This window comes from Paraburkholderia fungorum (assembly GCF_900099835.1).
GTDB lineage: Bacteria > Pseudomonadota > Gammaproteobacteria > Burkholderiales > Burkholderiaceae > Paraburkholderia > Paraburkholderia fungorum_A.
Map to the genome: position 1 here is coordinate 155,876 of NZ_FNKP01000002.1, position 24,094 is coordinate 179,969.

26 protein-coding genes are annotated in these 24,094 nt (G+C 59.8%); 19 read left to right on the forward strand and 7 right to left on the reverse strand.

Translation table 11 applies throughout. From position 1 onward, the window contains the following. The 14 genes from BLS41_RS17030 to BLS41_RS17105 all read left to right on the forward strand — a co-directional run bounded on the left by BLS41_RS17030 (window position 1) and on the right by BLS41_RS17105 (window position 12,793). Window positions 1-582 carry a tail assembly protein gene (locus BLS41_RS17030; RefSeq protein WP_074766898.1) on the forward strand — a complete coding sequence of 194 codons (582 nt, stop codon included), beginning with the start codon at window positions 1-3 and terminating at the stop codon, window positions 580-582. Then, window positions 582-3,851, forward strand: a complete 3,270-nt coding sequence (locus BLS41_RS17035; protein ID WP_074766900.1) for a TipJ family phage tail tip protein — start codon at window positions 582-584, stop codon at window positions 3,849-3,851. The genes BLS41_RS17030 and BLS41_RS17035 overlap by 1 nt, the downstream gene beginning before the upstream one ends. Beyond that, complete coding sequence (locus BLS41_RS17040) at window positions 3,851-4,156, forward strand: hypothetical protein (protein ID WP_171910257.1); 306 nt, start codon at window positions 3,851-3,853, stop codon at window positions 4,154-4,156. Before BLS41_RS17035 ends, BLS41_RS17040 begins: the two co-directional genes overlap by 1 nt. After that, on the forward strand, window positions 4,156-4,872 hold the full coding sequence (locus BLS41_RS17045; RefSeq protein ID WP_074766905.1) for a hypothetical protein: 717 nt from the start codon (window positions 4,156-4,158) through the stop codon (window positions 4,870-4,872). The genes BLS41_RS17040 and BLS41_RS17045 overlap by 1 nt, the downstream gene beginning before the upstream one ends. Window positions 4,873-4,884: 12 nt before the next feature. Next, window positions 4,885-5,199: a hypothetical protein gene (locus BLS41_RS17050; RefSeq protein WP_074766907.1), complete on the forward strand. Its 315-nt coding sequence runs from the start codon at window positions 4,885-4,887 to the stop codon at window positions 5,197-5,199. Window positions 5,200-5,488: 289 nt separating this feature from the next. Then, window positions 5,489-6,088 (forward strand): hypothetical protein, encoded by a 600-nt coding sequence (locus tag BLS41_RS17055; protein ID WP_143026302.1) that lies wholly within the window; start codon window positions 5,489-5,491, stop codon window positions 6,086-6,088. A 108-nt stretch (window positions 6,089-6,196) separates the two neighbouring features. Beyond that, complete coding sequence (locus BLS41_RS17060; RefSeq protein ID WP_074766912.1) at window positions 6,197-6,511, forward strand: hypothetical protein; 315 nt, start codon at window positions 6,197-6,199, stop codon at window positions 6,509-6,511. Beyond that, window positions 6,508-6,774: a DUF7940 domain-containing protein gene (locus tag BLS41_RS17065; protein ID WP_074766914.1), complete on the forward strand. Its 267-nt coding sequence runs from the start codon at window positions 6,508-6,510 to the stop codon at window positions 6,772-6,774. Before BLS41_RS17060 ends, BLS41_RS17065 begins: the two co-directional genes overlap by 4 nt. Then, the gene (locus BLS41_RS17070) at window positions 6,761-7,249 is read left to right on the forward strand and encodes a glycoside hydrolase family 24 protein (RefSeq protein ID WP_074766916.1); all 489 of its coding nucleotides are present in this window, start codon (window positions 6,761-6,763) and stop codon (window positions 7,247-7,249) included. Before BLS41_RS17065 ends, BLS41_RS17070 begins: the two co-directional genes overlap by 14 nt. A 243-nt stretch (window positions 7,250-7,492) precedes the next feature. After that, window positions 7,493-7,753: a hypothetical protein gene (locus BLS41_RS17080; RefSeq protein ID WP_074766919.1), complete on the forward strand. Its 261-nt coding sequence runs from the start codon at window positions 7,493-7,495 to the stop codon at window positions 7,751-7,753. A gap of 1,434 nt (window positions 7,754-9,187) precedes the next feature. Further along, window positions 9,188-9,403 carry a hypothetical protein gene (locus BLS41_RS17095; protein ID WP_074766925.1) on the forward strand — a complete coding sequence of 72 codons (216 nt, stop codon included), beginning with the start codon at window positions 9,188-9,190 and terminating at the stop codon, window positions 9,401-9,403. A gap of 1,329 nt (window positions 9,404-10,732) precedes the next feature. Then, window positions 10,733-11,875 (forward strand): porin, encoded by a 1,143-nt coding sequence (locus BLS41_RS17100; RefSeq protein WP_074766926.1) that lies wholly within the window; start codon window positions 10,733-10,735, stop codon window positions 11,873-11,875. 24 nt (window positions 11,876-11,899) lie between these two features. Next, a complete protein-coding gene (locus tag BLS41_RS39065) occupies window positions 11,900-12,040 on the forward strand; it encodes a hypothetical protein (protein WP_171910258.1) in 141 nt (46 codons plus the stop codon). A 399-nt stretch (window positions 12,041-12,439) separates the two neighbouring features. Continuing rightward, window positions 12,440-12,793 carry a transposase gene (locus BLS41_RS17105; protein ID WP_074766928.1) on the forward strand — a complete coding sequence of 118 codons (354 nt, stop codon included), beginning with the start codon at window positions 12,440-12,442 and terminating at the stop codon, window positions 12,791-12,793. Between the two features lie 9 nt (window positions 12,794-12,802). Here BLS41_RS17105 and BLS41_RS17110 read toward each other — a convergent pair whose 3' ends face one another. Continuing rightward, window positions 12,803-13,549, reverse strand: a complete 747-nt coding sequence (locus tag BLS41_RS17110; protein WP_074766930.1) for a Crp/Fnr family transcriptional regulator — start codon at window positions 13,547-13,549, stop codon at window positions 12,803-12,805. A gap of 170 nt (window positions 13,550-13,719) precedes the next feature. Here BLS41_RS17110 and BLS41_RS17115 point away from each other — a divergent pair, with 170 nt between their 5' ends. Next, window positions 13,720-15,351 carry an acyl-CoA synthetase gene (locus tag BLS41_RS17115; protein WP_074766932.1) on the forward strand — a complete coding sequence of 544 codons (1,632 nt, stop codon included), beginning with the start codon at window positions 13,720-13,722 and terminating at the stop codon, window positions 15,349-15,351. 117 nt (window positions 15,352-15,468) lie between these two features. Here the strand turns inward: BLS41_RS17115 and BLS41_RS17120 are convergent, their stop codons facing one another. From BLS41_RS17120 to BLS41_RS17135, 3 genes are all read right to left on the reverse strand, one after another. Continuing rightward, complete coding sequence (locus tag BLS41_RS17120; RefSeq protein WP_074766934.1) at window positions 15,469-15,693, reverse strand: hypothetical protein; 225 nt, start codon at window positions 15,691-15,693, stop codon at window positions 15,469-15,471. A 293-nt stretch (window positions 15,694-15,986) separates the two neighbouring features. Beyond that, on the reverse strand, window positions 15,987-16,190 hold the full coding sequence (locus BLS41_RS17130; protein WP_028225987.1) for a cold-shock protein: 204 nt from the start codon (window positions 16,188-16,190) through the stop codon (window positions 15,987-15,989). A gap of 326 nt (window positions 16,191-16,516) precedes the next feature. Then, window positions 16,517-17,152: a LysE family translocator gene (locus BLS41_RS17135; RefSeq protein WP_074766938.1), complete on the reverse strand. Its 636-nt coding sequence runs from the start codon at window positions 17,150-17,152 to the stop codon at window positions 16,517-16,519. 504 nt (window positions 17,153-17,656) lie between these two features. Between BLS41_RS17135 and BLS41_RS17140 the strand changes: the two genes are divergently transcribed. Then, window positions 17,657-17,920, forward strand: coding sequence for an H-NS family nucleoid-associated regulatory protein (locus tag BLS41_RS17140; protein ID WP_074766940.1), 264 nt, complete (start codon window positions 17,657-17,659; stop codon window positions 17,918-17,920). 164 nt (window positions 17,921-18,084) lie between these two features. Then, window positions 18,085-19,314 (forward strand): serine hydrolase, encoded by a 1,230-nt coding sequence (locus BLS41_RS17145; protein ID WP_074766943.1) that lies wholly within the window; start codon window positions 18,085-18,087, stop codon window positions 19,312-19,314. Window positions 19,315-19,467: 153 nt separating this feature from the next. Here the strand turns inward: BLS41_RS17145 and pcaG are convergent, their stop codons facing one another. Together pcaG and pcaH are read right to left on the reverse strand one after the other, a co-directional pair. Next, window positions 19,468-20,055, reverse strand: a complete 588-nt coding sequence (gene pcaG, locus BLS41_RS17150; protein WP_074766945.1) for a protocatechuate 3,4-dioxygenase subunit alpha — start codon at window positions 20,053-20,055, stop codon at window positions 19,468-19,470. A 3-nt stretch (window positions 20,056-20,058) separates the two neighbouring features. After that, entirely contained in the window at window positions 20,059-20,763 is a 705-nt protein-coding gene (gene pcaH / locus BLS41_RS17155) for a protocatechuate 3,4-dioxygenase subunit beta (RefSeq protein ID WP_074766947.1), read from the reverse strand. Window positions 20,764-20,872: 109 nt separating this feature from the next. Here pcaH and pcaQ point away from each other — a divergent pair, with 109 nt between their 5' ends. Both pcaQ and hppD read left to right on the forward strand, forming a co-directional pair. Continuing rightward, on the forward strand, window positions 20,873-21,883 hold the full coding sequence (pcaQ, locus tag BLS41_RS17160; protein WP_074766949.1) for a pca operon transcription factor PcaQ: 1,011 nt from the start codon (window positions 20,873-20,875) through the stop codon (window positions 21,881-21,883). 243 nt (window positions 21,884-22,126) lie between these two features. Continuing rightward, window positions 22,127-23,260 carry a 4-hydroxyphenylpyruvate dioxygenase gene (gene hppD / locus BLS41_RS17165; protein WP_074766951.1) on the forward strand — a complete coding sequence of 378 codons (1,134 nt, stop codon included), beginning with the start codon at window positions 22,127-22,129 and terminating at the stop codon, window positions 23,258-23,260. A 46-nt stretch (window positions 23,261-23,306) separates the two neighbouring features. Here the strand turns inward: hppD and BLS41_RS17170 are convergent, their stop codons facing one another. Beyond that, window positions 23,307-23,945 (reverse strand): helix-turn-helix domain-containing protein, encoded by a 639-nt coding sequence (locus tag BLS41_RS17170; protein ID WP_074766952.1) that lies wholly within the window; start codon window positions 23,943-23,945, stop codon window positions 23,307-23,309. Window positions 23,946-24,094: the final 149 nt, after the last annotated feature.

Genomic DNA, 24,094 nt, shown 5'->3' on the forward strand with positions numbered 1-24,094 from the left:
ATGAGCGAAACACTCCGAACCGTACGTCTCTATGGCGTCGCGGGGGCAAAGTTCGGCCGCATGCATCGGCTGGCTGTGTCGTCGACGCGCGAAGCGGTACGCGCGCTGTGCGTCATCGTGCCGGGTTTCGAGAAGTTCTTGATGAACGCCAAGGATAACGGGCTGACGTTCGCGGTGTTCAACGGCCGCCGGAATCTCGACGAAGAGGGTCTTGCACATCCGGTCGGCGCCGACGAAATCCGTATCGCTCCGATCCTGATCGGCAGCAAGAGCAGCGGCATCTTCCAAACGATCCTCGGTGCCGCGTTGGTGGTCGTCGGTGCTGTTGCTTCCGCATACGGGCAAGCGTGGGGCGCTAACGTCATAGCGCTGGGCGCTTCGATGATGTTGGGCGGCGTTATGCAGATGCTGAGCCCGCAAACGTCGACGTCGAGCAATGACGCGGGAAATGGCGCGTCGTATTACTTCGGCGGTGCCGTGAACAGTTCGGCGGAAGGTGATCCTGTGCCGACTGCATACGGCTGGATGCGCGTCGGCTCAAAGGTCATCAGCTCCGGTATCTACGCAGAGGATCAGGCCTGATGCAGATCGTCGGAGCAAAGGGCAGCAGCTCGTCGTCGGCGAGCGAAACCGCTGATTCGCTGCTGTCGATCGCCTATGCGAAGGTGCTCGACCTGATTTCGGAAGGGCCGATCTATGGCCTGGTGAATGGGGCGCAGTCCGTTTATCTGGACGACACGCCGATCCAGAACGCCGACGGCTCGCTGAACTTCACGAACTACTCGCTCGATACGCGGGTTGGCACTCAGGATCAAACGTTCCTTTCTGGCTTTCCGGCCGTCGAGAACGAGTCAACTGTCGGTATCGAGTTGCGCGCGGATACGCCTTGGGTGCATGCGATCGAGAACACCCAGCTTACCGCGGTGCGCATCCGGCTGGCAGTGCCAGCCCTGTCGCAGACGAACACCTCGACGGGCGACATCACAGGCTACGAGATCGATTATGCGATCGACCTGTCTACGGACGGCGGCTCATACGCGACAGTCCTGAGCGCGTCGTTTAACGGCAAGACGACAAGCCTGTACGAGCGCAGCCATCGCATCGAGCTTGGCACTGCGACCACTGGTTGGACGGTCCGCGTGCGCCGTATCACACCGAACACGGCCAGTGCCTACATCGCGAACACAACGAATATTGAGGCAATCACCGAGATCATCGACCGGAAATTCCGGTATCCGATGTGCGCTGTCGCCGGCATGTCCTTCGACGCTTCGTCGTTCTCGTCGGTGCCGACGCGCGCGTATGAAATCAAAGGGCTGCTAGTTCGCGTGCCGTCGAACTATGACCCAGATACCCGGGCGTATTCGGGCGCGTGGGACGGCACTTTCAAAACGGCGTGGACGAACAATCCAGCATGGGTCTTTTACGACTTGGTGCTGAACGACCGGTATGGGCTCGGGAAGCGCATTGATGCCTCGATGCTCGATAAGTGGGGGCTGTACACGATTGCGCAGTATTGCGACGTCATGGTCGCCGACGGCAAGGGCGGCACTGAGCCGCGCTTTACGTGCAACTGCTATATCCAGAGCCGCGCGGACGCATACAAGGTATTGCAGGACATCGCCGCGATCTTCCGGGGCATTTCGTACTGGGGTCCAGGCGCTGTCGTTGCCGGCTGCGACATGCCCGGCGACACGTTGTACGTGTACACGGCGGCCAACGTCGTCAACGGTCTGTTCACCTATGTGGGCTCGACGCTGAGCACGCGCTACACGACGTGCCTCGTGACGTGGAACGACCCGGCGAACAACTACGAGCAGGCAGTCGAATACGTCGCCGATCAGGACGGCATTGCGCGCTACGGCGTCAACAAGGTAGAAATCACCGCGTTCGGCACGACGTCGCAGGGGCAGGCGCACCGCCTCGGCCTGTGGACGCTTCTCACGAGCCGCTATGAAACGAACACGGTCACCTTCTCTGTCGGGCTCGACGGAACGCGCTGCTCGCCGGGGCAGGTGATCGCGATTGCAGATCCGGCGAAGGCTGGCCGGCGTATCGGCGGCCGGATCAAGTCGGCCGTTGGGCGTGTCGTGACGCTCGACAAGGCGCCGACCACGGTAGCCGGTGACACGCTGACCGTCATTCTGCCGACGGGTGTCGCGCAGGCGCGCACGGTGCAGTCTGTAAATGGCGATGCGGTCACGGTGACCGATCTATTTGACGACGATGCAGTGCCGGGCGCGGTGTGGATGCTGGAAAGCGCCGACCTAGCCGCGCAGACCTATCGCGTCGTGAGCGTGACCGAGAACGACGACGACGGCCAGATCACATACACGGTCTCGGCGACGCAGCACGAACCGGGAAAGTTCGACGCGATCGACAACGGCGCGGCGATTCAGGTCAAGCCGACCACGGTCGTCCCGCCGTCCGTGCAGCCGCCGCCGACGAATGTGCGGCTGTCCACCTATTCGACAATCGACCAGGGTATCTCCAAAACCACAATGGTGATCGCGTGGGACGCCGCGGCGAGCGCGACGTCGTACGTCCCGATGTGGCGGAAAGATAACGGCGAGTGGGTCAAGATGAACGCCGTCGGCGGCCTGCAGGTCGAGGTGCCGGGCATCTATCAGGGCACCTATCTGGCAGGCGTCTATGCCGTGAATGCGATGGGCGTCTCGTCGGCGATCGCGTATGGCACGGACACGGTTCTCACCGGCAAGACGAGCGCGCCACCCGCGATCACGTCGCTTACGGCCACGTCGCAGGTTTTCGCGATCCAACTCGATTGGACGTATCCCGCCGACGGCACCGCGAACGACACGTCATACACGGACGTCTGGTACAGCAAGACGAACGACCTGACCACTGCGACGCGGCTTTCGACCTATCCGTTTCCGCAGGCACGCGCGAACCTTATGGGTCTTGCTGCCGGGCAATCGTTCTTCTTCTGGGCGCGGCTGGTCGACACGACAGGCAACATCGGGCCGTGGTATCCGACCGGTAGCGGTGTGAACGGGCAAAGCAGCAGCGATGCGACTGAGATTCTGACCTACCTCACGGGTCAAATTACGAAGTCGCAGCTCGGTCAAGACGTACTGGCGCCGATCCAGTCGATTACGCCGCCGATGGCCGGACAAGCCACGATTTATGCGGGCGACGACACGTCGTATGCGGGCGTCTGGTCACTGCAGTCCGCGAGCCAAGAAGCGGATCTCGCGCAAGCACAGCGCACCGATACAGTCGCGGCGCAACTCAAGACGTCGACGGACACGCTCAATGCAGCGGTTCAGACGGAATCCAAGGCGCGCGCCGATGCGGATAGCGCGCAGGCGTCGCAAATCACAACGGTTCAGGCTCAGGCAAACGCGAACACCGCGGCGGTCCAGACAGTCGCGGCGTCGTATGCGGACCTTAATGGCCGCGTCGCGGCGTCGTACCAGATCAAGACGCAAATCACCTCGAACGGTCGGACGTACATCGCCGGGATAGGCGTCGGCGTTGACAACAGCAGCGGCGTTGTCGAGTCGACGGTGCTTCTGTCGGCGAGCCGCGTCGCGATCATCGACCCAAATGGCAGTGCGGTGACGTCACCGTTTGTGGTGCAGGGCGGTCAGGTGTTTATCAGCCAGGCGCTCATCGGTACGGGCTGGATTACCAACCTGATGATCGGCGACATCGTCCAGTCGACCGCCGTCGGCGCGAACGGTCAACCGCGTTGGAAGCTGGATAAGAACGGTACCTTGACGTTGAACGGTGCGAACGGTGGCGCTGGGTACATGACTCTCAGCGATTCGACGCTGCTCGTGTACGACAACAACGGGACATTGCGCGTCCGCTTGGGCCTCTGGTAATGACGGCGGGCCTTCAGATCTGGAATGCGTCAGGGCAATTGCTGCTTGACGCCACGTCGCGAGTGGGGCGCATCAAGGGTTCGCAGCAGATAAGCGGTGGATCTGGTTCCATCGCGATGGACCTCTCAAGTGGCACGCCGTTCTGGTCGTTTCAACCAGACTTTCTATTCGCGCACATCAACGGCAATTCACCGGTTCCGGTGGTGTCGATTTCTTCAACGGGCATCAGTTGGACATATAGTTCGCCGCCCACTACCAGCTATCTGTATCCGATCACCGGCTGGCTGTTTTGGGGAGTGTACTGATGACCGCGGGCTTTCAAGCTTTTACGGATACCGGTGTCGTTCAGATTGACGGCCTCACGCCAAACTATCAGTTGATCGCGACGTTCGCGCAGGTGACGCAGCAGGAGAGCATTCCGACGGTCTTCAATAACGTCAACACCCAGTTTTACGCAACCCTATGGCACACGACATTCACCTTTACGGCCAGCCGGCCGTTCTTTGCATTTCGAGCGGACGGCGGTGTCATGGCGACGCCGTGGAAATTCTCAAAGATCGGAACGAATACGTTCACAGCCGAATTCATCTCGGCTAGCCAAGCGACGATCCGGCTTTATGTGTTCGACCAAGTTCCCGTGACCGCCAACAATTTCGGCCTTCAGGTGTTCGATGCGTCGGGCGCGCTGATTGCAGACGCGGCCAATCCATTTACTCGAGTGATCGATGTGATCGAAGGCCAGTATCAAGCTGGTCTTGGGTGGCAAGCATCCGGCAACTCGATTCCTGGCCTAAACACGCAATCGAAGTCGTACAGCGTACCGGTCGCGTTCGGCGGAGCGATGGCTGCGCACTTCTTCCTGAACACCAGTCCGTTCATCTTGTCGGCGTTCGGCGCGAACGGTGGCGCGATCAGTTGGGAGTTTCATCAGTACGTCGGCAACAACAGTGGCACGTTCGTTGGTTTTGCCGAGGCAACCCGTTACCGGTTCATGGTTCTGGACATGACCGGCATCACTTAAAGGGAAATTCATATGCCGCTTCAAATCGATTTCGTTACCCCGTCGACCGGCGCGACCGCGAGCTATCACGTGGTGCAACAGGTCGGCCTTGACTACGAGTCAGGATTCACAAACGCCACCGTCGCGTCCTACCTCAGCGCGGATGCGAAGGCCGCCGGCAAATTCTCGATGTACGTTCAGCAGATTCAGATTTCGGGGTTGCCGGACAAGGGCACGGACGCTCGTGATTCGGCGGAAGCCCTGTTGATCGCGGCGCCGCCGACTGACGGCACAACCCAAGGCGCATCAAATCGATATACGTTCGCGGGCGCTGAAATCGTACAGTAGCGTCCCGGTAATTTCCGTGTAAACTTTGCTCGCTTGTAAGAACTTGAAAGATCTATATACGGGGGCGGAAATGCTGAAGAAAGTGGGTGCTTTAATGCTTGTCGCATTGAGTGTTGCGGCGTGCGGCGGTGGTGGCGACAGCGGAAGTTCGGCGCCGACCGCGAAGACAATGAAGCTTTCGCTCTATGGGCAACCCCTCGTCAATTCATCGACAGCAACCGCTCACGTTCAATCCGTTGCGCATGATGCTTCGGCGCCAGTGGCCGCGAGCGATGCGAACGCTTCGGTCTTGGCTCTCCAGGATGCGCTGACCGCGCGCGGCGTGCCGGCCGATGTCACCGCGCAGGTGATGGATGGCACGACGCTGCATCAGATCGTGATGGGCGAGAACAACGGATTGCCGCCGACGCCGGATCAGTTCAAGACAGACCCGAGCGGGTATCTGATCGTCAATTTTCAACTGGACGACATGACGACGCCGTGGAGCGATCCGGCTCAGATCGCGGCGGTTCAGCAGTTCGTTCAGGATCTCACGGTCTTCGCGCAGCGCGCGTCGGTCAGCGGAAAACTGGTTTATGCAGTCGCGCCTATTCAGACGTGCGACAGCTCAGGAGGTGCGGCCTATGCGCTTCAGTCCGCAATTACTCAAGCTTCGCAGAAGACACTGATCGCCCAGATTGGTGTTATCCCGTTCGGGTTCGCGTTTGACGGCACCGGCAACGTCATCAACACAGCAGACGAGGTGCATCTCGGCGCGGACTGCCGGACGCCGGACGCGTATCTGCTCGACATGCGTACGAACGCAATTGCGGATTACATTGCGGCGCTCTACAAAGATACGGCGTCGACCGCCAGTGCAGCGAGTGGAGCATCAGCAGCAGGGACATAACGACTACCAGACAGCAGATCAAAAGCCAGCCTTCGAGCTGGCTTTTTTATTGGCCGCCTTCGGGTGGCTTTTTTTATGGACGCGCAGTTTTTAAAGGAGAGGCGCGCGATGCAAGAACGGCAACCGGGGGCGGTGCTGCAGGCAGGTGGGCGGCAATGGTCGTTCGACAAGTCGGTGAACATTCCGACGCTCATTACGTTGGTCGGGCTGATGGCCGGCTGCTTGGCTTCGGGCTTCGGTTTGTACCTGAGCTTCGACCGGCGCATCAGCAGTCTCGAAGATCGGACGACTCACGTCGAGAAGGACCAGAGCGAACAGAAATCCGACAACAAGGAACAACTCCGCGCGATCAACGAGAAGCTGGACCGGCTTCTCTATGACCGCGCTGGCGTGCGTCCTGAGACGCGGGGGTGGACCAAATGAAATTTCGAGTCTCGCTGGCCGACGGCTGGCAGAAGTTGCACACGCGCGGCACGGTGATTTTCTCGACGGCGGTCGGCGTGGTTGCGCCGCTCGGCGCCGTGTTGCGTGAGACGTGGAACGGTATGCCTGACGACCTGAAGCAGTATCTGCCGCACAGCGTGCAACAGGCAATCAGCTACACGATCCTGTGCGCGACGTTCCTCGCGCTGCGTTACACGACGGTGCGCCGTGTGCCGCGGGAGGGTGACGATGGCCCGCATTGACGCCGCGACGGCGGGCGGTGAGAACCGCGTCGCCTTCCTCGACATGATCGCAGTCAGCGAGATCGGCAATCAGCTGCTGGCGCTGAGCGACGACGGCTACAACGTGCTGGTCGGCAGCACGCCGAGCAAGCCGCTGTTGTTCACGTCGTATGCCGATCACCCGAACATCTACAACGCCGGCTGCAATTCGACGGCGGCCGGCCGCTACCAGATCCTGATCAAGTGGTGGCGCATCTACAAGGCGCAGATGTTTCTCCGCGACTTCTCGCCGATTTCACAGGACCGGTACGCCCTGCAGCAACTGCGTGAGCATGGCGCGTTTCCGTTGATCGACGCAGGGCAGTTTCAACTGGCGGTCGCAAAGGTCGCCAACGTGTGGGCCAGTCTTCCCGGCGCCGGATACGGCCAGCACGAAAACCAGATGGCGCATTTGCAGGCTGCATATCAGGCGGCAGGCGGGAGCATTTCGACATGACGGAAGCAATTGAACTCGCGTTCAAATTTGGGCCATGGATTCTCACGGCGCTCGTCGGCGTCTTCGCACTGATCACGCATGCGAATTCAAAGGCAAAGGTCGCGGTGGCCGATCAGAAGGTCGCCGAGGCTCAAACCAGCGCCGCGCAGGCGCAAACCCAAACCGCCGAGGTGCGTGATGCCGAGGCCCAAGCGAACGCGGCAGCAGCGCAACAAGGCGCGGCCGCAGTCAAGGAGAGAACCGATGTTGAAAGTGACGTTGCTGCTTTGCCTGCTGGGTCCGCTGCTGACCAGTTGCGCAACGAATGGAGCCGACCAGGCGAAGACGCAGGTCGAGGAACCGCAGGTGCAGGTCAAGACCCGGTTCGTTGATACGAGCTGCGCCATCTTTAAGCCGGTCTACGTCAGCAAGGGCGACATTCTGGCCGACGAAACGGCTAAACAGATTCTGGCGAACAACCTCGCAGGCGCTACGCACTGCGGGTGGAAGCCGACTGGCAAGTAATTAGTCGCACGCTGCCGGGTCAGGCTCCGGTGGCGGTGACTCTTCGCCACGCATGATCCTCGGAAGGCCCGGAAAGTAGACGTCACATCGTTCGTGATGGGCGGTGGCGTTCCGTCGTGGGCACGCTGACAACTCAGAACCGAGATTCGTCATTGGGAAGTCGCGCCCAAGTTCGGCCACCAATTTTGCGACGCGATACCGACCCTTGCGCTCGCAGCGAGAACACGCCACATCCAGGTGGCTAGATCGTTCCGCGACCTCGCCGAGCGAAACGCTCCCGCTTTTCACGCCCCACCTTGCGCCGCCGGCGTAGCGCCGGCATCGGCAATCCACTCGGGTGACTCGTACTCGTCGTCATAGTCGTTCACGACGCAATCGCAGTCGCCGCACGCCCAACGATTCGGCACGTCTCCCACAGCTGGTTGAAATTCGTCGCGCGCGAGCCTGCGTGCGCAAATTGGACACGACATCGCCGCCATTTGTGATCTCCCTCGGTTCGCTTAAATACTGTATGGATGTACAGTATAACGACTGCCCAAGGGGTGTGGGTTTTTCTGCCTTAAAACTGCAAACACTGTTCGTATACACAGCATTCAGATACCCCGCAAACCCTTGATGCACCGTAGTTTCCAGAGTTATAGGCTGTTCATGCATACAGTATTGCAGGACTCATAATCCGCCTCCGAAAGGACATCGTCGGTTCGAATCCGACCCGGCCCACCAAAGGGTTTCAGCAGTTTTTGAAACTTCATTCTCGCTCCGCAAAAGCTGGATCGTTCCGCAATTCGGCTGTCTGATATCTCCGGCCTCGACTGGCCGGATCATTCGTTACCCTTCGTTTGCGTCCATTCTGACTCGGCGATCAGCGCCAGTTCGTTGGCCCTTCCCTAGCTGCCCCTTCGATCGCGGACGTGATTCCCCCCGTTTTGATTTCGAGTGATGCAGAGCCGCGCTATCTGCTGAGCTGATTGAGTCGCCGCTGAAATGTTTCGAAACCGTTTCGGTTATCGACATGAAAGAAGACAAAGCGGATTTATTGGATGCGACAATATGGCGCTTGTGTCGCGGGATTAATTCGTTCGACGGGAAGTTCGGCTGATTTAGTTGGGCCGCTCATATCGTCCACTCTGGTGAATTCGTCGGCGCTTTATATTCGCCTCTCGCGTGCGATCCGATGGCGATAATCGAGGACGTTCCGTCCGTCTCAATCGCGTCATTCTCGCCGACACCTGAATCGCAAAATCCCCGCCGCTTAATCTTCTTTCCATGGTGATTCCTCTGGCGCGGGCGTGCTCTCCGTTGGCGGTCTGCCGCACAGAGTGAGCGGGGACTCGCCGCTAGGCTGGTCGTCAGCTGGTCCGCAGTTCATCGTCTGGGAGTGGCACGTCGTTTGCGTATTCTCGGCTTCCAGACCATATTAATAAAGAGACCACCATGCGCTCCGACCACACCGCTGCCGAGTTTGCCCAGCCTCAACCTCAACCCGTGCTTGCCACGCCGCTGCAAGCTGCTGACGAAATCACGTCGCAAGAGCCAATGCGCTTGTTGACGCGAGTCACGTTCTGCTTTGCGTGGCTGTTCGGTTTGGAGGCTTTCCTGACGGGTTACGCTGACGATGCTCCGCGGTCGACGCTCGATCGCCATTACTGATCCACTGACCTGAGCCGTCTTGCTGCGGCCATGGCGTCCTCCGGATGGTCATTGAAAGTTTCGCCAGCGAGTCGGCGAAATTTCTACAGAGCGGCAGCGACATCGGCGGGGCGATTGCGGCGTCCTCGAAGACTACAAGAATCTGCGTCCTCTCTCGTCTATTGCCGGGAATAGCTGTTGCGCGCCTGACGGCGGGAGACTTTCCCATCCGACAAGGCGCTTATCATGCAGACCGTTCCCACCGTCGACCCGATTGCGGATCCGCCCGACCCACCTCTCGAGGTGCCCACCGAGCAACCTTCGCCAAGTCCCAGCACTCCGCCGGATACCAAACCGCTTGCGCCGGACTCATCGCCGCAGGACGAGGCGGCGCTTAGGCGCAAATAGGCTGGCCATAAACGCCACTTCTGCAGAAATTAGGGAAACTCCGTGTAAAAACGGGGACGGCTACGCCGTTAAATGAGTCAGGAAGGCTGTTCGATGCATGCCATCCGCTTTCAGCTCGGGTCTTGTCACGCGTCGGTCGGCGCCGCAATTCACCTCCGGGCAATACCCGTGCTGAAGGCTTTCCCTTTTCGTCGACGTCGCAGCGATTGCGGTACATGAAGTGTGGCGAGGCTTGGAGGTTGCCGAAGCCAGTTGCCGCACGAAAAGAAAAACCGCCTTATGGCGGTTTTTTCACGTTAGACCTTCACGTTAGTCCCTTACGCGGGCGTGCTGTTGCACAGATCCAGACGTGCGCCGCGCAACCGATCTCCGGCGAGACGACATATCTCAGAACCAACAATTCAACTTAATTCGAAAATGAGTTAATCGGCAATTGGATAAGCGGATTAATTTGCCATCACGCGAGTGACATTATTAGTCCATCAAAGTTCCCGGTTTTCTTAAATAAATTTATAACCGGTCGATTACGCTTCATTTCATTGCCTCTATTCCTGGCAATGCAGAAATTCCATATTCCGTAATTGTTCCGACCCGATTACGTCAGGCGTATTAAAGCACTGTTGCATACGCACAACTTTGAATATTGAGACGTTGCAAATTACTTATGACCAGAGCAGGTGAATCAGGTCCGGAAAATCGCGATAAATTCCTATAAAACAACGACTTAATACAATTGTCATTTGGATTGTTGCTGATTCTGAAAAATCCTGTTGTGGAAATTGCGCCCGTCGCAACTAGGGTGTCCCCCTACACTCACGCTTCGTTTCAAGGGTGCCCAAGGCCGATCCGGAATGGTCGGCGAACAGGGCAGCAGCCCATGCTTTCATGCGCTGCTGAGGCAGGTCCCGCTCCCCGCGTAAATTTTCCGAACAGGAGTCCCACATGAAGAAGAGTCTCATCGTCGTCGCGGTTGCCGCATCGTTCGCATCCGTCGCTCACGCACAAAGCAGCGTTACCCTGTATGGTCTGCTCGACGCAGGTCTGACGTACACCAGCAACGTTGCTGGCAACTCGAAGTGGGCAGCCGGTAGCGGCGGCATCAATCAAAGCATGTTCGGTCTGCGTGGCTCGGAAGATCTGGGCGGCGGTCTGAAGGCAATCTTCACGTTGGAAAGCGGCTTCGGCATCAACAACGGCACGCTGGGTAACAACGGTGGCCTGTTCAACCGTCAAGCCTTCGTCGGCCTGTCGAGCGCGCAATACGGTACGGTCACGCTGGGTCGTCAGTACGACGCAGCTCAAGACTACCTCGCACCGCTGACGGCAACGGGCAGCTGGGGCGGCACGTTCTTCGCGCACCCGTACAACAACGACAACCTGAACACCAACGGTGGTCAGTCGGTCAACAACTCGATCAAGTACTCGAGCGCTAACTACGCTGGCTTCACGTTCGGCGGCACGTACGGCTTCTCGAACCAGGCTGGTGCATTCGCTGACAACCGCCAGTACAGCATTGGTGCTGCATACCAGTGGCAAGGCCTGCACCTGGGCGCTGCTTACGCACAGCAAAACAACCCGGCTGCAAACACGAGCGGCGCTTCGAGCGGCACGCTGGCAAACATCGGCGGCGAAATGACGGGCGACTTCCGTCAACGTCAATTCGGCGCAGGCGCTTCGTACTCGTTCGGCCCGGCAACGGTCGGCGCAGCATTCACGCAATCGCGTGTTGACAACCTGGTCGGCGCAGAAGCTGGTCAACGCCCGGGTCGTTCGAACAACTACGAAGTCAACGGTAAGTACAACCTGACCCCGGCCCTGGGCCTGGGCGTTGCTTACACGTTCACGGACGCAAAGGGCTACGGCTCGAACGGCGACGGCAGCGAAATGAAGACCCGCTACCACCAGATCGGCGTTCAGGCTGACTACTCGCTGTCGCGTCGTACGGACGTCTACGCTGAAGCCGTGTACCAACACGCAATGGGCGACGGCGGTGTTGCTTCGATCTACAGCGGCGACAACACGGTTTCGCCGTCGTCGTCGAAGAACCAGACGGCTGCTACGATCGGTCTGCGTCACCGCTTCTAAGCTTCGGCTTAAGCTGGTTGCAGTATGAAGAAGGTGCCGCTTGCGGCACCTTTTTTATGGGCGCAAGATTCGGATGTCGCGCGTCTGGCGGTAAAAACTTCGCTGGCCTTGCCAGAATCGGCGATTGAGAAAATCGTCCGCAGACCGAGTGCAATGCCGGTCTGATTGTTGCGATTCGGTGCTCCGGCAATTCGACCGATCCCGCGTTAAACACCTTGTCGGAATCGATCGCGCCTTCCCATCTCGGTGCACTTCGGCAGCGCGCGCTATGAACGTGTAGCGATATCCGCCAGCTCACTTCGCAGTTCGAAGCCCTTTCATTCAACCGCGACGTGCGAGGCGAGCCTATGCGCGGACTCGCGGATGACAGACAGCCGCCTTCTCTCCGCCATCAATCCGTCAGCGCCATCAATCTTTTGCGATCTCTAACCCTCGCACCGACACGTCTAACAAGAGTTAACTTTCACGCGAGCGCTCTTCGGGTAATCTGAAAATGCCCTAATTCATAGACTCTTTCTTCGCGATGACGCCAGCGCATTTGCTGTACGTGCACGCCATGACTCCATGAATATTTTCGTTGTTATGCCTCCGCCCCGCCAGGATCCGATCCAGGATCTGACTGACGAACAATGGCAGCGCATTGCACCGTTGCTACCTGAGGCGCTGGAGCACGCCCCCCGACGCGGTCGTCCTACGATGGACCCGCGCCGGGTGTTGAACAGCGTGATGTGGGTTCTGCGCACGTGCGAGCCGTGGAGCGCGATGCCCAGGCGCCACGTGCCCTATCAGACCGCCCACCGTTATTACCTGCGCTGGAAGCGTTCAGGCGTGCTGGGCCGTGTCGTGCTCGCGCTGTTCAACACCGACGCGATGCTGGAGCGCCGCATCACGCGTAAGAGCGATACGCGCGCGCTGTAAAGCGAAGCGCTAGATCTGCTCCTGACCAAACGCGCTCAAACGTTCGAGGTCGAGCACGTCGATCTGGTTGTACGACAGACGCAAAATCTCCAACCGCTCAAGATTTTGCAGCGCCTGATTGATTCGCTGACGCGACACCCCCGCCAGAAGCCCGACTTCCTCCTGTGAAATGGCGAGCGTCCGACCGGTGTCGGGATACAGATCGGGATTGAACAACTGCGCGAGCGATTGCGCCACGCGCGCATCCACGTCGAGCAGCCGGCTGTTCTGGATCGACGCGATGAACTCGCCCATGCGGTTATTCAGTTGCCGGATCACGAAGCCCGTGAACGGCAGGCTCGACTCGAGCAGCGCATGGAACGTGGCGGACGGCACGAACATCACGAGTGACGGCTGGATCGCGGCCACGTCGTATTTGCGCAATTCGCGCTTGATCACGCTACCTTCGCCGAACCAGCCGCCTGGCGGCACGCCGGACAGCGTGCAGCTCCGCCCGGACGCGTTGTAAATCGCGAGTTTGATCAAGCCGGAATGGACCCCGATCCAGTAGTCCGATGGTTCCTGACGGCGCGCAATCCATGCTCCGCCTTCCAGATGCTCCGCGTGCGCACTGGCGAGGACCATCGCCTGATGCTCGGCGCTGAGCGCCCGAAACCACGCGCAGGTGGCGAAAAGCCGCGCCAGGTCGGCGCTTGCTACCCGCGCGGGCGGAGTGGAGCGGGCGTCGGCGGAGGCAGTCAGCAGTGTGTCGTTCATAAATAGTCGAAGAATGCGTCAGGCTAATGCCGGGGCAGGAAATTGCCGCCGCGCCACTCTGTCATTTGAATGACAGACAGTTCAGCATCACAATTGCTAGGCTAGCTTACCCATCAGAATAATCGACGAAAACAGGCGGCGGCGCGCCCGGCGCCTTAGGAGACAACGCGATGAAGCACATGTTCGAGGAAGGCCTGGAGCGCCGCGCGGCCAATTATGTCCCGCTGACGCCGATCGATTTCATCGTCCGCGCGGCGCAAGTCTACGGCGAGCGGCCGGCGGTCATCCATGGGGACATCCGCCGCAACTGGCGCGAGACGTATGAGCGCGCGCGGCGCCTGGCCAGCGCGCTGCGGCAGGTTGGGATCGAGCGTGGCGATACCGTCGCGGCTTTGCTGCCGAATATTCCGCCGATGATCGAAGCGCATTTCGGCGTGCCGATGGCCGGCGCTGTGTTCAATACGTTGAATACGCGACTCGATGTGTCGTCGCTGCTGTTCATGCTGCGTCATGGCGAGGCGAAGGCGCTGATCGTCGACACCGAATACGGCGAGTTCGCGCATCGGGCCGCGCTGGAATTTCCCGGCCTGCGCGTGATCAGCGTGGCCGATGCGATGCCCGCCGACGCCGCGCAATTCATCGGCGCAACCGACTACGAAGCGTTCCTCCAATCGGGTGACCCGGAGTTCGCATGGACTCAACCGGCCGACGAGTGGGACGCCATCGCGTTGAATTACACGTCGGGCACGACCGGCGATCCGAAGGGCGTGGTCTACCATCATCGTGGCGCGTATCTGAATGCGCTGAGCAATATCCTCGAATGGGACATGCCCAAACACGCGGTCTACCTATGGACCTTGCCGTTATTTCACTGCAACGGCTGGTGTTTTCCGTGGACCGTCGCCGCGCGCGCCGGCGTTAATGTGTGTCTGCGAAAGTTCGATGCGAAGACCGTGTTCGAACTGATTCGTCGCGAAGGCATCACGCACTATTGCGGCGCGCCGATCGTGCAGAGCGCGCTCGCGAATGCGCCCGCCGAATGGCGCGAGGGCATCACGCACCGCGTCTCGACGATGGTGGCGGGCGCAGCGCCTCCGCCTGCGGTGATCGCGAAAATGAAGGAAATTGGCTTCGATCTGACACATGTGTACGGGTTGACCGAAACCTACGGGCCGGCGGCCGTCTGCGCAAAACAGGAATCGTGGGAATCTCTCGATGACAGCGCGCGTGCCGAATTGAACGCGCGCCAAGGCGTGCGTTATCACTTGCAGGCTGCGGTAACCGTGCTCGATCCCGACACGCTCGCGCCCGTTCCAGCCGACGGCGAAACGCTTGGCGAGATCATGTTCCGCGGCAATATCTGCATGAAGGGCTACTTGAAGAATTCGCGCGCGACCGAAGCGACTTTCCGCGGCGGCTGGTTCCACACCGGCGACCTCGGCGTGCGGATGCCCGATGGCTACATCCGTATTCGCGACCGCAGCAAGGACATCATTATTTCGGGCGGTGAGAACATCTCGAGTATCGAGGTCGAGGACACGCTGTATCGTCACCCGGCGGTATCGGTAGCTGCCGTGGTGGCGATGGCCGATCCGAAGTGGGGCGAAGTGCCGTGCGCGTTCATCGAACTCAGGGAAGGCGCGCAGGTTAGCGAGGAAGATATCATCGCTCACTGCCGGCTGTTTCTGGCGGGATATAAGTTGCCGAAAGCGGTGCGCTTTGGCGAATTGCCGAAGACGTCGACGGGGAAAATTCAGAAGTTCGAACTACGTGCGCGAATCAAGGCGGAGCGAAGCGAATAGGGCGCGCTACCAACGCTAATAAATAAAGCTAATGCTTTTTATGTTCTGCCCAGCGTCGCAAGATGCGCGGGCAGATTCCACCGAATTAATTACGCGTTATTTCGCAGAGCCGCACGCTTAACCGCGTGTGTCGACCCAGTGATGCGCCCAATGCGCCGAGTGTCGCAATGCCTGTTCTTCGTTCGGGAAATAGTCGAGCGAATAGAACTGGTAGCGCCCTTCGGTGCGTGCGCTATCTGCGCGTTCGAGCAGCAGGTTGGATGAGAAGCTACCGTCGGGCAAACGATGCGCCGAGGGTTTGACGGCATAGCCGTTGTAATGATGAATATGTTTGTTTGTCATTTTATATTTTAATGATTATTCGAGTGCGAGCCGGCCGTTCGAACCCGTAAAACGAGTATCGCGGACGAGCTGATTCGAGCCATTGCGAGCCGAATCGAAACGCAGTCGGAAAGCGAAAAAAAGGGCGTTAAAGCCGGAGGGGAGAATGAGGTGCAACGAGGCGTTTGGCGCTTGGGCTAGCTGCTTGAATACGTGCAGCCAAAAAGCGAATCGCGCCAACTGTGGGAGACAAAAGCTCCGCGAGGGTGTCGCTGCAGCCCGATGTCCGTTGCCGGACACCGAGCCCTTCAAACTTACAGCGGCTTGATGTTAGCCGCTTGCAGACCCTTCGGGCCTTGCTTCGTTTCGAAGCTCACCTTCTGGTTTTCAGCCAGCGTCTTGAAACCGTCGCTGCGAATTTCCGAGAAATGCGCGAACAGGTCGTCGCCGCCCTTGTCCGGGGTGATGAAGCCAAAGCCTTTGCTGTCGTTGAACCACTTAACGGTACCGGTATCCATGAAGAATCCTTGAGGTAAAAATTGAAGAGTTTGCTCGGTGAAAGAGCGCTTGAAGCGTCAAGGAAGGGAGAGGACAACGAATACCGCTGAGGGAGCGAGACATTGATGAACAGCAATCGAACTTCTTGAACTTCGGGTGCCACATTAACCGCGAGGGCATATCAGCGTCAACAGTTAACTTGTAACTGTTTTGCGAGGAGCGGCGGATCGGTCAGGTTTGCAGGGTGTTGGTTGGAAGTGCCAATCCTTTACCAGCGCGCGTTGCGTCGCCTCGCCGTGTTCGGCGGCGAGGCACGCTGAAGGCAAATCACAGCGCAGCGTTATTTTCAGATGCCCACTTTGTGTGCAGTCAGGATCAGGCGTAATCCGAGCGCGGCAACCGCGCTTGCCGCGACCCGATCGATCCACGCTTTCCATTGCAGATAGACCTCACGCGGACGTTTGCTCGAAAAGCACAGCGCGACGATCGTGTACCAGCCGGCTTCGATCGCGAAAATTGCCGGGGGCAACGCAAAGTAGCACCACATCGGCGGATGCTGCGGAAGCAGCGCTGCGAAAATGCTGCCGTAGTAAACAGCCGTCTTTGGATTGCTGAGTTGCGTACTCAAGCCGATCCAGAACGATTTGCGCGGATTCGCAGCGGAGGCCTGCGCAGCATCGAAAGCGAGCGGCTTGGCTGCGCCGCGCCAGATTTTCGACGCCAGGTAGACCAGATAGATACCGCCCGCGATTTTCAGGCCGACATAGAGCCACTCGACCGTGGCCAGCAACGTATAGAGGCCGAGCAGCGCGATGCCGCTAAAGAACACGCCGCCGATGCCCATGCCAAGCGCCGTAGCGAGTCCGTCGCGGCGCGACAGTCCGATCGCATTGCGGGCGACGATCACGAAGCTCGGACCCGGACTCATGGCACCGAGCAGGAGCGCAGCCAGAATGGTAAGGATGGCGGTTGAGGCGGGCATGGTCGTGTCTCCTATGCGCGTATGGGGGTGATGTTTGCGTAGTGTATGTAGAAGTATGACGCAGCAGAACACAGGATTGCAGCAGAAGGCTTTGTCCTGCTTCTTCCGTTGACAGTTATTGCCCGTTCTATCGCCTAGCCGGTACGCCGATAAAGGAATACGAACGGAAAACCCCAATTTGTCATTCAGCGTCCCCTCGCTGCAAACAGAATAAATTGAATGCTAGAATTACTTTCCATACGCTGAAGCCGATGCCTCCTGGCAGCATGAACACAGCATGCGGAGAGGCTGGCAGCAGAAGCGATTCGAGCCAGTCGCCTTAGAATTCTCTTTAATCCAAGATTGACCAGGCCTGATATCCGGGTGCAAGTTTTACGCATCGGGAGTCATATCGCGGGTTCGAATCGCAATCTATTCCGATGAATCATCGCATGAGCTTCGCGTCGTTTAGCGAAGTATTCGTTTGTCTAACGCGAACATAAATAGCAGCGATACCGGTACGTTATGAAAGTGCGAGAAGAACAAGGGTTGCTCGATTTCGATGGCAATGCGCGTGAGCGTCTGGTCGCGTGGATACGCCGGCGTATGGACGACTACGGCATCACGCTCGAGGCACTCGCAGACTCGCTCGAAGCCGATGCGAACGCCGTCCGTGCAGTGATGTATCGCGATGCGTACGGGAATTCGTGGGACGGTCATGGCGATAAACCCGACTGGCTCGCGCGCGCGATTCACGCCGGGCAGAACCTCGATTTCTTCCGTTGCTAAAGCGGTTTTTCCGCAGGTTTTCTGTTGCAGACGGATGGTCTGTCCATCATTCTCGAGGTCCGTTCTGCGTTGATCGTATGCAGGTTCTGTCTTAACATCGGCGGGTCGTTGCCGACGCGGTGCCCATTATTTTCGAACTCGCGCGGCACAGAACTGGAAACTGCATGCCGTACGGTCGTCGAATTTCTCCATCTGAATTTCCTGCTCATCACCTCTTAACTTGGCTTCGCTATATCGCGATATTCGGCCTGCTGTGGCTGACTATCGGCGAGTCTTCTGGTGCGACTCACGAGACGGCGCGGCAATCTTCCGCGCGCGTTGGCAGACAGGTTACGCCATCTGTTGCGCGTAAGTCGCGAGCAAAAATCGAGGCACACGGTAAAGCGAAACGGCCTGGCGTCGGCAAAGCGCGGCGTCGTGTCGCGCACAAACGCAAGCGCGCGACGAGTGCGGTACAGCCCATGCATCACAGCAAGATCACGCCGAAACATCGTCGTCAGGCTGCGCGCATGGTCAACGGGTCACGCGGCGCACGTTCGATAAAGGAGCCGGGCAGTGCGCAACGTGTTGCGCGGCAGCCAGCAGCGGCGTCGCGTGCTCCGGGGCTTCGTCTGCTGGCGCGCTGCGGTTATACGCGGCAATCGCGCGCCTTGCTCCGCGCGCGATCTGTGTATGTCGTCGATGCACGCACGCGCACCGTGCTTACCGAAAAGCAGGCCGAGCAGATAGTGCCGATTGCTTCGATATCCAAACTAATGACGGCGGTCGTTTCGCTCGATGAAAAGCATGCACTGAACGCGCCGCTCGACGTCACCGACCAGGATCAGGATTTCGACAAGTTCACCGGCTCACGGCTGAGTGTCGGCTCGCGATTGTCGCGTCACGACATGCTGCACATTGCGCTGATGTCGTCGGAAAATCGCGCGGCCGCCGCGCTCAGCCGGGATTACGCGGGCGGGCGGCCTGGCTTCGTCGCGGCGATGAATGCGAAAGCGCGTGCGCTGGGCATGCGCCGAACGTCGTTTGTCAACGGCACGGGGTTGTCTGCGCAGAATGTGTCGACCGCGAAGGATCTCTCATTGCTGGTTGCGGCGGCCAGTCGCTATCCGCTGATTCGTGCTTATTCGACGGACCGCTCGCAGATCGTGTTCCCCGGCGGACGCCGCGCGAGCCTGAGTTATCACAATTCGGACGCGCTGGTGCGAGGCGGCGACCGGTCTATCGTGTTGCAGAAAACCGGCTTCATCAACGAGGCGGGACATTGTGTCGTCATGCGGATGATCGTGCACGGCAGGCCGATCGATATCGTCGTGCTCGGCGCGCCGGGGCCGCACGACCACATTGCCGATGTGATCAGGATTCGCGGCTGGCTGCGCTGCTCACTGGCACATTGAGCGGAAAAAGCGCAAAAAAAAGCCCGCGCGAGGCGGGCTTAACTACTCTACTCGGAGTATCGCGATCCAGTCGCTAAACTGAATCGTAGCCAGTGTATGTGAAAGCTATATGAAAGTATAGAAATACCCGGAATAGCTTTCGCCGGCTTCACATCACAGGTCGAAGAAAACGGTTTCCTTGTCGCCCTGCATGTGGATATCGAAGCGATACACGTTGGCGCTGTCCGGCTCGCGACGCGCGATCAGCGTGCCGCGACGTTCCGCCGGAACCGCTGCCAGCACCGGGTCCTGCTCGTTCGCCGAGGTTTCGTCGTCGAAGTAGATGCGCGTAAACGTGTGCAGCAGCATGCCGCGCATCGTCAGGATCACGTTGATGTGCGGCGCTTCGTCCGGGTTCGCACGGCCAGGCTTCACCGTTTCGATGATGAAGCGCTTGTGCGGGTCCGTGCCCGTGCCCATGCGCGCGAAGCCGTGAAAACCGGTCTTCAGGATTTCCTCGCGCGACTGCGGATAGTGGCCGTTGGCGTCCACCTGCGACATCTCGATCATCGCGTCGCCAATCACCTTGCCGTCGCCGTCGAACACCTGACCGACGATCGAAATATGCTCGCCAGCCGCTTCGCGGTCGGCCAGAACGGACGTGAACAGGCTCTTGTAGTCGAAATCGTATTGCTGCGGGCACAGACCGTAAGCGAAGTACGGTCCAACCGTTTGCGAAGGCGTTTGCTTGAGAGTGGTCATGGCTTAGCGCTCCATCGGCGTTTCGTTCGGGCCGCGCAGCACGATGTCGAAATCGTAGCCGAGCGCATAGGCCTCTTGCGTGGTGTCGAGCGAGAAATTCGCGATCATGCGTTCACGCGCGCCTTCCGGCGTGCCCTGATAAATCGGGTCGAACGCGAGCAGCGGGTCGCCGGGGAAATACATCTGCGTGACGAGACGCGAGCCGAAGTGATCGCCGAACAGCGAGAAGTGAATATGGTTCGGGCGCCATGCATTCGGATGATTGCCCCACGGATATGCACCCGGCTTGATCGTCAGGAAGCGGTAGCGGCCTTCGTTGTCGGTGATGCAGCGGCCCGCGCCGAGGAAGTTCGGGTCGAGCGGCGCGTCGTGCTGGTCGGCCTTGTGCACATAGCGGCCGGCTGCATTCGCCTGCCAGATTTCGACCAGCGTATTGCGCACCGGGCGGGCGTTTTCGTCGAGCACGCGGCCCGTCACGATGATGCGCTCGCCGAGCGGCTCGCCGTTACGCACGGCGTTTTTCGTCAGATCGTGGTCGAGCGCGCCGAGGTCGTCGGTGCCGTAGACGGGCACGCGCTGGTCGCGCAGTTTCTCTTTCAGGGGGATCAGCGGCAGTTTCGGGCCGCGTTTGGCCGAAGAACCGTAGCTGGGATAGACGTAGTCGGGGTGGGATGGGAAGTCGCGCGGACTGAGCAAGGAATCGTCCATCAGTGTCTCCTTCGAGGAATTGTGGGATAAGGCGTTATGGCTGCGACTGTATCTAACCTGCGCGGTTATGAAAAATGACGTTTTCGCCCGTTTCATATAACCTTCCGTTATGCAACGCAGTCTCGCGGATAGCCGCGTCAAATTTCGCCATCTCCAGTGCTTTCTGGCCGTCGCCCAGTTCGGCAGCGTCCAGCGGGCGGCCGACAGCCTGTCCATCACCCAGCCCGCCGTCTCCAAGACGGTCGCGGAACTCGAAGCGATTCTCGGCGTGAAGCTGTTCGAGCGCGGCAGGCACGGCGCCGTGCCGACCCGCGAAGGTCAGCTTTTCATGCCGCACGCAAGCGCTTGTGTCAGCGCGCTGCGCCAGGGCGTCGATCTGCTGGCGCGCGCGGAAGGCGCGGCCGCCGCCACGCTGGAGGTCGGCATTTTGCCGACCGTCGCGGCCGCGCTGATCCCGCCGGTGCTGAAGCAGTTCGCCACGCTGTGGCCGCGCGTGATCGTGCGCCTCGCGACCGGCGCGAATCCGGAATTGCTCGAGCGTCTGAAAGCAGGCACGATCGAATTCGCGGTCGGGCGTCTGGCCGATCCCGAGCGCATGGTCGGCCTCAGCTTCGAACAGTTGTTTACCGAGCCGATGATCGCGGTGGTGAGAGCGGGGCATCCGCTGACGCAGGGTCTCAGCTTGCCGGCGACGTCGCTGGAAGATTTTCCGGTCGTTCTGCCGCCGTTCGGCACGCTGATCCGGCAGTCGGCGGAGAGTTTGCTGAGTGCGTGGGGCGTGCCGCCGTTGTCGGCGTTCGTCGAAGTGTTGTCGGTTTCCACAGGGCGGGCGCTGACGCTCGAAAACGGCGCGGTCTGGTTCGTGCCGTTGAGCGCGGTCGAATATGAGCTGGCGCACGGCATGCTGGTGCGTTTGCCGCTGCCCTTTGCCGGTACTGGCGAGCCGGTCGGGCTGATCCGGCGCTCGGACACGCAGCCGTCGCCGGTGGGGCGGGCGTTCATCGACGCGGTGCGCGAGGTCGCGCAGCAGCGGATGGCGGCCATCGCGGGCAAGATGGCAGGCAAGGTTGCCGGTAAAGATCAGCGCAAGCGCAGCCGGGCCAGGTCGGCGAGTAGTTGAAGTAGACAGCGGTGGTGCGTGTGCGCCAGCGCGTCCGATCCATCACGCATGAACCATTCAGTACAAAATGAAAGTTGCGAACGCCCTGCTACCCGGTGTACAAACACGGTGCAAAAGCCGTCGGTAGCCGCGTTTGCTGCGGCACACCATGCGTGAACTGCTGTAGGGCAGGTAGATCGACGGTGCACACCAATCATCGGAAACACCGGATTTAGCGTCGAAAGACTGTACAAGGAGATTGCCATGCCCAGCGACTTGCCCACACCAGACGCCGCGCTGCGCGCCGTGTCGGCGCCTGAGCACAATCCGCTCGGCACTGCCGGCCTCGAATTCGTGGAGTTTGCCGCGCGCGATCCGCAGGCGCTCGGCGAAACCTTCGCCAAGCTCGGCTTCAAGGCGGTCGCACGTCATATCAGCAAGGACGTCACGCTCTACCGGCAGGGCGAGATGCAGTTCCTGCTCAACGCGGAACCCGACTCGTTCGCCGCGCGCTATGCAGAGGAATACGGCGCCGGCATTTGTGCAATCGGCATTCGGGTGGCCGACGCGCAGCGCGCGTTCGACCGCGCGATCGAACTCGGCGCGTGGGCGTTCGAAGGCGAGAAACTCGGCATAGGCGAGTTGCTGATTCCGGCGATCCAGGGCATTGGCGATTCGCACATCTATTTCGTCGACCGTTGGCGCGGCCGTGGCGGCCAGCGCGGCGGGCTCGGCGATATCTCGATCTTCGACATCGATTTCCGGCCCATCGAAATCGACACGGCGCACGCCGATCTGAGTCATGTGGGCAACGGCCTCATTGCGGTCGATCATCTGACGCAAACGGTCGGCGAAGGCCGGATGCAGGAATGGATCGACTTCTATCGCGACCTGCTCAATTTCCGCGAGATTCACGAGTTGCACGCGAACTGGCATGTATCGGCGGAATCGCGGGTGATGGTGTCACCGTGCGGCGCGATTCGCGTGCCGCTCTATGAAGAGGGCACGCGCCGGACCAGTCTGATGCACGAGTATTTGCCGGATCACCCGGGCGAAGGCGTGCAGCACATCGCGCTAGCCACCGACGACATCTTCGCGTGTGTCGAGCAGCTACTCGCGAACGGCGTCCAGTTCGTCGAGCCGCCGCCGCGTTATTACGAGCAACTCGACGCGCGTCTGCCGGGTCACGGACTCGACGTGGAACGGCTCAAGCGCACACACGTGCTGGTGGATGGCGAAATTGGCGCGGACGGCGCGCCGTTACTGTTTTTCCAGACCTTCGTGCGCCGCGGAACCGGCGAGATCTTCTTTGAGATCGTGCAACGCAAAGGACATCATGGGTTTGGCGAAGGCAATCTGAGCGCGTTGGCGCGAGCCCGCGAACAGACCGGGACCTGAGTCGGAAACACAGGGCTGCATGCATACGCTGCAGCCCGCGCCCGCGTTATTTCTTCGACGACTCGGCCGCGCCGGTGGCGGGCACTTGCGGAATATCCGCGCTGGTCGCCATCCACAACACTTCGGCGTCTTCTTCGCTGGTTGAAACGGCCGCATGCCCGGTGCGGCTGTCGAAGTACAGGCTGTCTCCCGCGTTCAGATGGGTCGGCGCATATAGCTCCGAATAAAGACACACGCTGCCGCTGATCACATACAGAAATTCTTCGCCTTCGTGGCGGCCCCAGTCGTCGAATGCGTCTAGCGTGTGCGCGGAAATGCGGATGCGAAACGGCAGCATTGCCTTGTGCGCGAGATCGGTCGCCAGCAATTCCATCTGATAGCCGCGGTACGCGTGGCGTTGACCTTCGTTTTTGCGGGTCAGCGCGCGGCGTCCATTCGCGCTGACTTTAGGTGTGGAGCCGAACAACTCGCCAATTTCGATCTTCAATCCGAGGACGATTTTCTGCAGCACGTCGAAAGTGGGGGACATCAGGCCGTTTTCGACTTTCGAGAGCGTGGAGCGCGAGACGCCGCACAGGCGGCTTGCGGTCTCCAGCGTCAGGTCCTGTGCCTGGCGCGCGGCGCGCACGCGGCGGCCGAGGTCGGTGGTCGAGGGCTCGGCGGGCTTCGTGAGGTGGGTGTCCATGGGGTTTGCTGCTTGTCCAGTACGCGCTTTTTCGATGGCGGATTGTGTTTCCGATAATAACATCGGCCATCGCGATTGAATCTCTGCAAGAGGCGAGAAAAGGCGTGGTTCGGACCTGCAACGACCCCGCGCTTTTCTCTCATCGGAAA

Excerpts from the sequence above, each read along its gene's own strand:
- BLS41_RS17060 (WP_074766912.1), top strand. The coding sequence starts at position 6,197 with ATGCAAGAACGGCAACCGGGGGCGGTGCTGCAGGCAGGTGGGCGGCAA.
- BLS41_RS17050 (WP_074766907.1), top strand. The coding sequence starts at position 4,885 with ATGCCGCTTCAAATCGATTTCGTTACCCCGTCGACCGGCGCGACCGCG.
- BLS41_RS17115 (WP_074766932.1), top strand. The coding sequence starts at position 13,720 with ATGAAGCACATGTTCGAGGAAGGCCTGGAGCGCCGCGCGGCCAATTAT.
- BLS41_RS17130 (WP_028225987.1), bottom strand. The coding sequence starts at position 16,190 with ATGGATACCGGTACCGTTAAGTGGTTCAACGACAGCAAAGGCTTTGGC.
- BLS41_RS17040 (WP_171910257.1), top strand. The coding sequence starts at position 3,851 with ATGACGGCGGGCCTTCAGATCTGGAATGCGTCAGGGCAATTGCTGCTT.
- BLS41_RS17135 (WP_074766938.1), bottom strand. The coding sequence starts at position 17,152 with ATGCCCGCCTCAACCGCCATCCTTACCATTCTGGCTGCGCTCCTGCTC.
- pcaQ (WP_074766949.1), top strand. The coding sequence starts at position 20,873 with ATGCAACGCAGTCTCGCGGATAGCCGCGTCAAATTTCGCCATCTCCAG.
- BLS41_RS17030 (WP_074766898.1), top strand. The coding sequence starts at position 1 with ATGAGCGAAACACTCCGAACCGTACGTCTCTATGGCGTCGCGGGGGCA.
- BLS41_RS17065 (WP_074766914.1), top strand. The coding sequence starts at position 6,508 with ATGAAATTTCGAGTCTCGCTGGCCGACGGCTGGCAGAAGTTGCACACG.
- BLS41_RS17070 (WP_074766916.1), top strand. The coding sequence starts at position 6,761 with ATGGCCCGCATTGACGCCGCGACGGCGGGCGGTGAGAACCGCGTCGCC.
- BLS41_RS17100 (WP_074766926.1), top strand. The coding sequence starts at position 10,733 with ATGAAGAAGAGTCTCATCGTCGTCGCGGTTGCCGCATCGTTCGCATCC.
- BLS41_RS17140 (WP_074766940.1), top strand. The coding sequence starts at position 17,657 with ATGAAAGTGCGAGAAGAACAAGGGTTGCTCGATTTCGATGGCAATGCG.
- BLS41_RS17095 (WP_074766925.1), top strand. The coding sequence starts at position 9,188 with ATGCGCTCCGACCACACCGCTGCCGAGTTTGCCCAGCCTCAACCTCAA.
- BLS41_RS17105 (WP_074766928.1), top strand. The coding sequence starts at position 12,440 with ATGAATATTTTCGTTGTTATGCCTCCGCCCCGCCAGGATCCGATCCAG.
- BLS41_RS17035 (WP_074766900.1), top strand. The coding sequence starts at position 582 with ATGCAGATCGTCGGAGCAAAGGGCAGCAGCTCGTCGTCGGCGAGCGAA.
- BLS41_RS39065 (WP_171910258.1), top strand. The coding sequence starts at position 11,900 with ATGAAGAAGGTGCCGCTTGCGGCACCTTTTTTATGGGCGCAAGATTCG.
- BLS41_RS17080 (WP_074766919.1), top strand. The coding sequence starts at position 7,493 with ATGTTGAAAGTGACGTTGCTGCTTTGCCTGCTGGGTCCGCTGCTGACC.
- BLS41_RS17120 (WP_074766934.1), bottom strand. The coding sequence starts at position 15,693 with ATGACAAACAAACATATTCATCATTACAACGGCTATGCCGTCAAACCC.
- BLS41_RS17145 (WP_074766943.1), top strand. The coding sequence starts at position 18,085 with ATGCCGTACGGTCGTCGAATTTCTCCATCTGAATTTCCTGCTCATCAC.
- BLS41_RS17170 (WP_074766952.1), bottom strand. The coding sequence starts at position 23,945 with ATGGACACCCACCTCACGAAGCCCGCCGAGCCCTCGACCACCGACCTC.
- BLS41_RS17110 (WP_074766930.1), bottom strand. The coding sequence starts at position 13,549 with ATGAACGACACACTGCTGACTGCCTCCGCCGACGCCCGCTCCACTCCG.
- BLS41_RS17045 (WP_074766905.1), top strand. The coding sequence starts at position 4,156 with ATGACCGCGGGCTTTCAAGCTTTTACGGATACCGGTGTCGTTCAGATT.
- pcaH (WP_074766947.1), bottom strand. The coding sequence starts at position 20,763 with ATGGACGATTCCTTGCTCAGTCCGCGCGACTTCCCATCCCACCCCGAC.
- pcaG (WP_074766945.1), bottom strand. The coding sequence starts at position 20,055 with ATGACCACTCTCAAGCAAACGCCTTCGCAAACGGTTGGACCGTACTTC.
- hppD (WP_074766951.1), top strand. The coding sequence starts at position 22,127 with ATGCCCAGCGACTTGCCCACACCAGACGCCGCGCTGCGCGCCGTGTCG.